The sequence below is a fragment of the Haloarcula rubripromontorii genome (assembly GCF_001280425.1).
Taxonomy (GTDB): Archaea; Halobacteriota; Halobacteria; order Halobacteriales; family Haloarculaceae; genus Haloarcula; species Haloarcula rubripromontorii.
The window spans coordinates 252,380-261,638 of record NZ_LIUF01000005.1 but is presented as its reverse complement, the minus strand read 5'-3'; the positions used below and the strand labels follow the sequence as shown (position 1 = coordinate 261,638).

Annotated in this window: 6 protein-coding genes and 1 pseudogene; 5 read left to right on the top strand and 2 right to left on the bottom strand. The window is 60.7% G+C overall.

The features are described from left to right. A pseudogene (locus AMS69_RS20310) lies at positions 1-157 on the bottom strand (IS4 family transposase); the annotation flags it as partial. 255 nt (positions 158-412) lie between these two features. Here AMS69_RS20310 and AMS69_RS16390 point away from each other — a divergent pair. From AMS69_RS16390 to AMS69_RS16375, 4 genes are read left to right on the top strand one after another with little or no spacing between them, the layout of a single operon-like run. After that, the gene (locus tag AMS69_RS16390; RefSeq protein ID WP_053969137.1) at positions 413-1,417 is read left to right on the top strand and encodes a glycosyltransferase family 2 protein; all 1,005 of its coding nucleotides are present in this window, start codon (positions 413-415) and stop codon (positions 1,415-1,417) included. 2 nt (positions 1,418-1,419) lie between these two features. Then, a complete protein-coding gene (locus AMS69_RS16385; protein ID WP_053969136.1) occupies positions 1,420-2,715 on the top strand; it encodes a sulfatase in 1,296 nt (431 codons plus the stop codon). Between the two features lie 39 nt (positions 2,716-2,754). Then, positions 2,755-3,858, top strand: coding sequence for a sulfatase-like hydrolase/transferase (locus AMS69_RS16380; RefSeq protein ID WP_053969135.1), 1,104 nt, complete (start codon positions 2,755-2,757; stop codon positions 3,856-3,858). Continuing rightward, on the top strand, positions 3,858-5,309 hold the full coding sequence (locus AMS69_RS16375; protein ID WP_053969134.1) for a lipopolysaccharide biosynthesis protein: 1,452 nt from the start codon (positions 3,858-3,860) through the stop codon (positions 5,307-5,309). The genes AMS69_RS16380 and AMS69_RS16375 overlap by 1 nt, the downstream gene beginning before the upstream one ends. A gap of 26 nt (positions 5,310-5,335) precedes the next feature. Here AMS69_RS16375 and aglG read toward each other — a convergent pair whose 3' ends face one another. Further along, entirely contained in the window at positions 5,336-6,271 is a 936-nt protein-coding gene (gene aglG / locus AMS69_RS16370; RefSeq protein WP_053969146.1) for a glucosyl-dolichyl phosphate glucuronosyltransferase, read from the bottom strand. A 96-nt stretch (positions 6,272-6,367) separates the two neighbouring features. Here aglG and AMS69_RS16365 point away from each other — a divergent pair, with 96 nt between their 5' ends. Beyond that, the gene (locus AMS69_RS16365) at positions 6,368-9,181 is read left to right on the top strand and encodes an oligosaccharyl transferase, archaeosortase A system-associated (protein ID WP_053969133.1); all 2,814 of its coding nucleotides are present in this window, start codon (positions 6,368-6,370) and stop codon (positions 9,179-9,181) included. The last annotated feature ends 78 nt before the right edge of the window (positions 9,182-9,259 follow it).

The window sequence follows — 9,259 nt, the reverse complement described above, 5'->3', positions numbered from 1 at the left end:
ACCCAGCGAGTGTTCGGCTCTCGCCTGCGGCGAAGCCGAACACGAGCGCCCACACGAGGACAGGAATCTGGAGCTTACCCTCTCGCTCGACCACGCCGAGTTCCTCGGCGTGCTCTTCGAGGAACTCAGAGGGAAACAGTGTAGTGAGCCGACGCATGATTCTCGATGAGGAGGCTCTGTTGGACACAGCTATCGCCTCCTCATTCCTCTCGAAAAGAAGCCTCGATAAGCCGCTGCTGTCACGCGGTTTCTCTCTTAGCTAAAGACGGATGGTTTTCATGAAGTAGTTATCAGTATAGCTCTCTCTAAGGCGACAATTTTGCTAATATCCGCGGTATTAGCATGGCACGCTGGGGTAGCAAATGGCAACTGTTAATAAATGCGCATCTTGTAGCACATACAGAGCCTTAGAATGGCAAAAACAGGGAGCGTACCGGATGGATCGGTCGTATCAGCGACAGACACCGACAGTGATGTCCAAACATCTGTCGTGCTTCCTGCATATAACGAGTCTGAAAATCTGAAGCCGCTGATCGATGAGATCCAGTCTACATTCCGTAACAATACGACGTACGGCCCATACGAGATAGTTATTGTTGACGACGGGAGCACAGACGGGACGGCCGAGACAATACGGCAGATTGCGACAGGGAGTGACAAGGTGATGGGGGTCTTACTTCGACGCAACTTCGGGCAGAGTGCTGCTTTGGCCGCCGGGATCGATTACGCCACTGGAGCGTACATCGTGACAATGGACGCTGACCGCCAGAATAACCCGGCTGACATACCGAAACTTCTCACGAAACTCGAAGAGGGATATGACTGCGTCAGTGGTTGGCGACGCGACCGCGACGACCCCCTTTCGAAAACCATTCCCTCCGCGATACAGACACGGTTGGCGAAGTTGACCGGGCCGGATATTCACGACTTCGGATGTACACTGACCGCTTACCGGGCGGGGGGACTGAAAGAGATAGACCTCTACGGAGAGGGCCACCGGTACATTCCGGCGAAATTACACAAGCGCGGGTACAAGATAACAGAACTCCCCGTCGACCATCGTCCACGGACAGCTGGTAAGACGAAATACGGCATGAAGCGGCTTGTGAAAGGGTTCGTCGATCTCCTGTTTCACGTCTTTTGGAATCGGTTTTCCACCCGGCCGTCGCACTTCTTCGGTGGTATCGGGCTTGTTCTGATGACAGTCGGTGGCCTTATCGGGTCCCACATGGTGTTTCTCAAGTACGCTTTCGGCCAGTCACTTGAACCACACGTCCCGCGGCTTATTCTGACTGTTGCTTTAGTCATATTTGGGGTTCAGCTTGTGATGTTCGGGTTCCTCGCAGAGATGATCGTTAAGCAACAGTATCGAGACGAGCAACCGTATCGCGTTAACGCTATCATCGGTAAAGACTGACAATGCAAGACTTTGATTCACACGCTATCGAGAACGTACTGCTCGTTAGCATCGACTGCCTCCGTGAGGACTGGCTGCAGCGGGGAATATCCGAGAGTACCGTTCCGACGCTCGAACGGCTCGCAACGGATGGGATGTACTTCGACAAGGCATTCACCGTTGCGAACACCACCGATCCGAGCCTCACGTCGTTCATGACCGCCTCATATCCCCACACACACGGCGTACAGGAGAACGGCTGGGGACTTGACGAATCCGTACCCGTACTAGCAGAGGAAATACAGGAGGCCGGAAACGACACGTTCGGTGTTGTCAGCGTCGACCACCTCAGTGACGAGCACTCGGGACTTGGACGCGGATTCGACGAATACTGCGACGGTGGCGGCTCTTACGACACGCTATACCCAATTTTGAGCCGGATATACGACACCAAGATGTTCAATACAGTGTTTGGCGCAGTGAAGGATATTGGCACGGAACAGTGGAACCTTAAGTCGCTTCTGCGCCAGACTGGACTTATCAGACTCCACTGTCGAACGGCAAAGAGCGTGACACAGGACGCTGTCAGCCAACTTGACCGCGTTGATAGCCCCTTCTTCGGCTGGGTGCACTACTTCGATATGCATGAGCCGCGGAATTACGACCGCAGCGATCTTGAAGCCCACGACGAGTACACGGCTGCGATGAAGCTCGTCGACGGGTATGTCCAGCAGCTACTCGATGAACTTGAATCACGGAACCTCCGCGAGGAGACACTCGTGATTCTCACTGCTGACCACGGCGAGGCATTGGACGACCACGGCTACACGGGCCACGGCCGCCAGCTCTACGATGAGGAACTCCACGTCCCGCTCGCGTTCCACCACCCGGATATCGAACCAGAAACCGTCTCCGAGCAGGTCCGAACGATCGATATCGCGCCGACAGTCCTTGACCTGCTGGATGTCGAGGTACCGGAGGAGTTCGAGGGGCGGAGCGTTCGTGAAAACGATGACGGCACGCCGCCAGGTGACCGTGACGCGTTCCTGACGGCCTATCCGGAGTTCACGGAGTCAATCGGCCTCCGGACGCCAGGGTGGAAGCTCATTCGTGAGGGGTCCGACCACGAGCTGTACGACCTGTCCGCTGATCCGGCCGAAGAGAATGACCTCGTCGCCGCTGGATCGACTGGCGGAACGCCGTTCGATGATCTCTGCGAGAAGCTACAGGCGTGGGATAGTACCGGAAACGAGGTCAGCGATCAGGATGTCGATGCTGATACCCAAGAGATGCTGAAAGATCTTGGGTACGTGGACTGATCGCAGGACTCAAGTGTTTCTCAATCGGTTCTGGTAGCAATGAGAGATGTCATCTTCGTTACCGCAGACTCTGTCCGATACGATTTCGTGGACGCAATGGAGTTCGTTTCTACGTTCTCTCAACATCAGGGTGTGACCGGAGCCCACTACACGCGACCGAGTCTCGCCAGTATTCTGACCGCCTCATACCAAGGAGCTATCGAGTCTCGGGCGATGTCCCCGACGGTCGCCGAAGCGTTCTCCCGGACCGGGTACACGACGATAGGCCTCTCCTCGTCTCCCCACACCGACCCGCGGTTCGGGTTCGACGCCGGGTTCGACGTCTACGAGAACTACTGTGAGGCGGGCAACCGGGGCAACCCACTCCGGCAGTTCGCCTCACAGTTCGACCTCATCCGGAAGGTCTACCACCGCTTCCGGCCGCCCCACGCGAAGCTATCGAACCGGCTCCCGGACGACGAACTCATCGACAACGCCATCTCGGCGTTCAACGACGAGTCGGGGCCGCGGTTCATGTGGCTCCACATGATGGGCACGCACCGCCCGTACGGCCTCGGCGACGACGCCGTGCCCAAGGAGATAGACCGGAAGGCGCTGTTCGCCCCCGAGAAGCTCAGCGAGGCCGATAAAAAGACGATTACGCAGAAGTACCGCCAGACCCTCTCCCGGGCGGACGCAGAGATAGAGCGCCTCGTCGACTCGGTGGATTCGTCGGACCCGCTCGTGGTGTTCAGTTCGGACCACGGCGACGAGTTCGGCGAGGACGGGCACTACTTCCACCAGCCACAGCGGCGACGGGTGGTCGACGCGCTGACAACAGTGCCTGTGGCAACGAACGACCTCTCGCTGTGTGACCCTCTCAGCGTCCTCGACATCGCCCCGTCGCTGCTGGGCGAAGTCGGCGGCGAGATTCCGGCCGAGTGGCACGGGAAAGACGTCCGGGAGACGCCACGCGACCAGACGCTCACCATCGCCCCGTGGCACGGAACGACGACCGTCGCCTGGCAGGACTTCGAGACGAAAATCGTGAGCCGCGACGCCGACGTGTCGATGGTTCGGAACGGCGAGACGGTCGACGTCGAACGCGACGACGTGGACGAGGACCTCAAACAGCAGATGCGTGACCTCGGTTACGTCGAGTGATGGCCGATGACGACAGCATCCTGAAAGGCTACCTCTCGGTGTTCACCGGCGACCTCGGCCGGCTCCTGACCTTCGCCGTCTTCATCCCGCTGCTAGTTCGTACCGTCGGCGAGGGCGGGTTCGGGACCTACGCGCTCGTGATGGCGATTTTCCTCCCGAGCCGGAAGATACTGAACCTCGGGCTGTTCGAGGCGACCAAGACCTACGCCTCGCGGGAGAGCGGCGACGACCGGGCGAGGGTCGTCACCACGTCGTTCGCGCTCCACACCGGGAGCCTCCTCGTCGGGATTCCGGCCCTGGCCGTACTCATAACCTATTTTACCGACGGGACGCTCCAGACGGCGCTGTACCTGATGCTCGGCGCGGTCGTCGGGGAGCAGCTGTACTACTTCGGGCGGGGCGTTCTCCACGCGTACAAGCGGGAGGAACTCGCCGAACCGCTCGTCCCGGCCCGGTCGGTCATCCTCGCCGTCGTGGGGCTCACGCTGGCCGGGGCCGGGTACGGCGTCCCGGGCGTGTTCGCCGGGTTCGCGACCGGGTTCCTGCTCACCGGCCTCCTCTCGACGGCGCTGGCGTTCCGCGAGGCCGGTGTGCTCCCGTCGCTACGCGGGCTGGCTCTCCGGACCTACACGCGGCCGCTGGTTCGGTTCGGGGCACAGTCGATGGTGCTCACGCTCCTGCTGACCAGCATGTACAAGGTCGACATCCTGCTCGTCAGCCACTTCTGGGACGCGACGCGGACCGGTCACTACCGGGCGGCGCTGCAGGTCTCGGAGTTCATGTGGGTCGTGTCGGTGGCCATGGAGATGGTGATGATTCAGTCGACGGCGGACCTCTGGGCGGACGGGCGGATAGACCGCCTCACGTCGCTGCTGTCGCGGCTCCTCCGGTACGTCGTCGTCCTCACGGTCCTGCTCGTCGCCGGCGTGTTCGTCCTCGGCGAGCAGTTCCTCACCGTGTACTTCGGCGCGCCGTACGAGGCGAGCGTCCGACCGCTACAGGTGCTTCTGCCGGGCGTACTGGGATTCGCCATCGCGCGGGTCATCTGGCCGGTGTTACAGGCCGGGGGGCACCTGCGGCAGTTGCTGCTCGCGACCGGTGTGTCGGTGGTGGTAAACGTCGTGTTGAACGTGGTTCTGATACCGCGACTCGGCATCGTCGGTGCGGCTATCGGGACCTCGACCGCCTACGGGCTTATGGCGGTGACCCACGTTCTCGCCGCACGCAACGTCGGCCTCGAGCCGCTCACCGGGTTTCCGGCGGTCCGGGTGCTCGCTCTCGGCCTCGGCACGACCCTGCTGTTGCTCGCACTGGAACCGTACGGACCGTGGTTCGTCGACCTGAGCATCCTCCCGCTCGTGGGCCTCGGCGTCTACGCGCTCGGTAGTCACGTTTCCGGCGTATTGACGTTCGACGAGGCCAGCGAGGTACTGGATTCAGTGCTGAACTGAGTCAGTGGGGCGCGGCACCGGCAGAGCTACCGCCAGACGTACATCCCGTAGAGGTAGCCGACGCCGACGCTCCCGGTGAGCAGAAACAAGAAGACGAACTGCAGGACGGCCGCCAGCGACGGGGATTCGACGAGGCCACGGAGGCGCGACGGGGCAAACCGGAACAGGAGATCGCCGAGGAAATCGGACTCCTCACCAGTTGACTCCGGGACAAACACCTCCATCCCGCGCTTCGAGTAGCCCTGCCAGAACGCCCGGTCTAGCAGCCAGCCGGGATCGGTCCGGTAGTCGAATATCTTGTGCGCGACGAGCGCGTCCGGGGTGTAGTACACCCCTTCATCGTATTCAGTTCGCAGGCGCGCACAGAGTTCTGTCTCGCCGCCCTGCAGGTTCTTCTCGCCCTGACGCCCGCCGATATCGTCGTCGAAGCCGCCCAGTTCGAGAAACACGTCCCGGTCGAAGGAGATGTTCGATCCGAACGTGTTGCGAACGACGCCGGGTTCGTCGGGGTCGCCGTTCGGTCCGAATCCGCGGTGGGTCACACCGATAAGCCAGTAGAATTCCGCCGGCAGGAAACTGGGTTTACCGGCGACCCACGCCGGCGTCATGCGGCCGCCGACGGCGAGCGCGTCCTGCTGTTCGTAGGCATCGACTAACGCCGCGACCCACTCCTCGTCGGCGATGGCGTCGTCATCGATGAATGCGACAGCGTCCCCGGTGGCGACTTCGGCCCCGTTGTTCCGGCTCTCTAGCAGTCCGACGTTCTCGTCGTTGCAGTGTATCAGGACATCGTCTCGGTTGCCGAAGTCGGATTCGTACCGCCTGTACACATCCCGGTCACCGTCTGAGACCAGTACGAGCTCCACGTCGTCGTAGGACTGGGCTAAGACGCTCTCGGCCGCCGTTCGACAGTCATCGTATCGCTCCATCGTGTGCGTACAGAGCACGACCGAGACTCGCATAGTCGGTGGTGTGCCACCGGTGCTGTTAGGCGTTTCCATCCTGCGCCCGCATAGAGGTCAAAAGGCTTATGCGCGCCTTGGCAGTTTTTCCGTGCAATGAGTCAATCACGGGGCTATCTTGACGACAACCCCGAACTCGAGTCCGCCCTGGAGTGGGCCGAGCGCTGGTACCACGTTCCGGTCCTCCTGGTACTGCTCGGGTTCATGCTGTGGAATCGCGTCCGGAGTTGGGAGAACTTCATTGTTGACGGCGAAGTACTCTTCAGCGGGAACGACGCCTGGTATCACTACCGCTCAACGCAGTACGTCGTTGAGCACTGGCCCGCGACGATGCCGTTCGACCCCTGGACAGCGTTCCCATACGGGACTAGTAATGGGCAGTTCGGGACACTGTTCGATCAAATTGTCGCAACGGTCGCCCTGATTATCGGTCTGGGTTCGCCTAGCGACCAGACGGTCGCGATGACACTCCTGTTTGCTCCCGCTGTGTTCGGGACGCTCGTTGCCATTCCGACGTATCTTATCGGACGGCGACTCGGCGGCCGCCTCGGCGGCGTAACTGCAGTTACTGTGATGGCGTTCTCGACCGGGTGGCTCCTCCGGCGGAGCCTCGTCGGGTTCTCCGACCACCACGTCGCTGAAGCACTCTTTCAGGCACTTGGTGTTCTCGGTGTCATGGTGGCAGTCAGCGTCGCCGCACGTGACAAGCCGATTTACGAGCAGTTCACAGAGCGAGATATAGACGCACTCCGGGATACCATTAGCTGGTCCATGCTGGCCGGTGTGGCAATCGCGATGTACCTCTGGGTCTGGCCGCCCGGTGTGCTCCTGCTCGGGATACTCGGCGTCTTCTTCCTGCTCCGACTGTCTCTGGAGTACGTTCACGACAGCAGCCCAGAACACACGGCCATCGCGGGGGCAATCACGATGACAACTGCCGCCGTGGTGAGTGCGTCGAGAATCAACGTTCTAGAGATTACAGCGACCGCTCAGTCGCTGCTACAACCGGGGCTGGCGTTGGCAGTTGGCTTCGGTTGTGTGTTCATGGCGTGGCTAGCCCGCTTCATGGAGCAGCGCGAATACGGCCGATACGTGTATCCAGCGACTGTGTTTGGAATCCTCGCGTTCGGGGCTATTCTGATGGCAGTGGTGACTCCAAGCCTGTGGGACTTCTTCACGCGAAACGTAACGAGAGTCATCGGGTTCACGATCAGTGAAACGGCCGGCACCGTCGGTGAGGCCGCGCCGCTACGGGGCGCTGGGGTCCTGTTTGAGGCACACGGGTTTGCTGTCATTGTTGCGGCAATCGGTGGAGTATTTTTGCTCGCAAAACAGCTCTTCTCCGACGATGCGCCCGCGGAAGAACTGCTCGTCGTCGTCTGGGCGCTGTTCATCCTACTCGCCGCGTTTACGCAGCAGCGGTTCGCGTACTATCTGGCTGCGCCGATTGCAGTGCTATCGGGGATGGTCGTCGGCCAATTCATCCGCTGGTTCGATTTCAGCGCCGACGATGGCATCGAGTACTACCAGATCATGACGATTCTCACGGTATTGCTCGTCATCGTCGTCCCGCTGTTCGCGTTCGGCACGACGCCGGTCGAAGCCGGCTCGACCGGTCCCGAGCCGAGTATTCAGGGCTGGGATGAGAGCCTACAGTGGATGGAAGAGAATACGCCTGCAGAGGGAGCGTACGGTTCCGGTGGTGACGCGACACTCGAGTACTATGGCACCTACCAGCAGCAACAGGACTTCGACTATCAAGAGGGACAGTATGGTGTCCTGTCGTGGTGGGACTACGGGCACTGGATTACTACCAGAGCAGAGCGCGTGCCGAACGCGAATCCGTTCCAGCAGGGAACTGACACGGCTGCACCATTCCTGATCGCACAGAACGAAACGCGGGCCAACAGCATCCTCGATAGCACGGACGAAGACGATGCGAAGACGCGGTACGTCGCCGTCGACTGGAAGATGGCAGAGACTAACGGGAACCTCGGTGGCAAGTTCTTTGCACCACCGGCCTTCGTCGACGGAGCACAGACCAGTGATTTCTACAGTCGGCTGTACGTCCAGTCTCAGAGCGGCGGTGTCCGTCAGGTGACATTCCAGCGACAGGCATATTACGAGACGATGGTCACTCGGCTGTACCGCTTCCACGGGAGCGCAGCCGAGCCCAAGCCGATTGTCATCGACTGGGAGAACAAGCAGACGAGCCAGGGTGTCCAGTACCGTGGTGCGCCGACGAACGAACAAGAGCCAGAGGGCCAACGGCAGGGCCAAGTCATCCGCCAGTTCCAGTCTCTTGAACAAGCGCGTCAGTATGTTGAACAGGATGCGACCTCGCAACTCGGCGGCTACGGCGATGCGCCCGGCGAGCGGGTACCGGCAATGGAGCACTACCGTCTGGTCGGCTCCAGTGAGACTGAGGCGTTCCCGAACAGTCCGCAGTACCAGCACTCCGCCTGGACGAAGATATTCGAGCGCGTCCCCGGTGCGACGATTGAGGGGACCGGACCGGCCAACACGACAGTCCGGGCCGCCGTCCAGATGCGCAACCCAGCCACGAACAAGACGTTCATCTACCGCCAGCGGACCCAGACAGATCAGAACGGGAACTTCGAGATGACAGTGCCGTACTCGACCACTGGGTATGACGACTGGGGAACCGACGAGGGCTACACGAACGTGAGTGTCCGTGCCGAGACCCAGTACCAGTTCAGCGCAATTGGAGCCAACAACGGCAACCGGACCGGGTTTACCGGTGCGACCGAGGTCACCGAGGGACAGGTTATCGGCGAGGACGACTCCGCCGCGACCGTCGAGCTGGAACCGGTAACGATTCAGCAGGGCAACGAGACCAGCGGTGAATCACGCGCGCCAGTGACCAACGTGGCTGAAGCGGGCGCATAGCTGCGCCCCAGCGGTCGGTCAGTGGACGACCCTGTTCGGTCTACCCGAGACTTTTTGTCGGATTCTGTCGGCGGACTC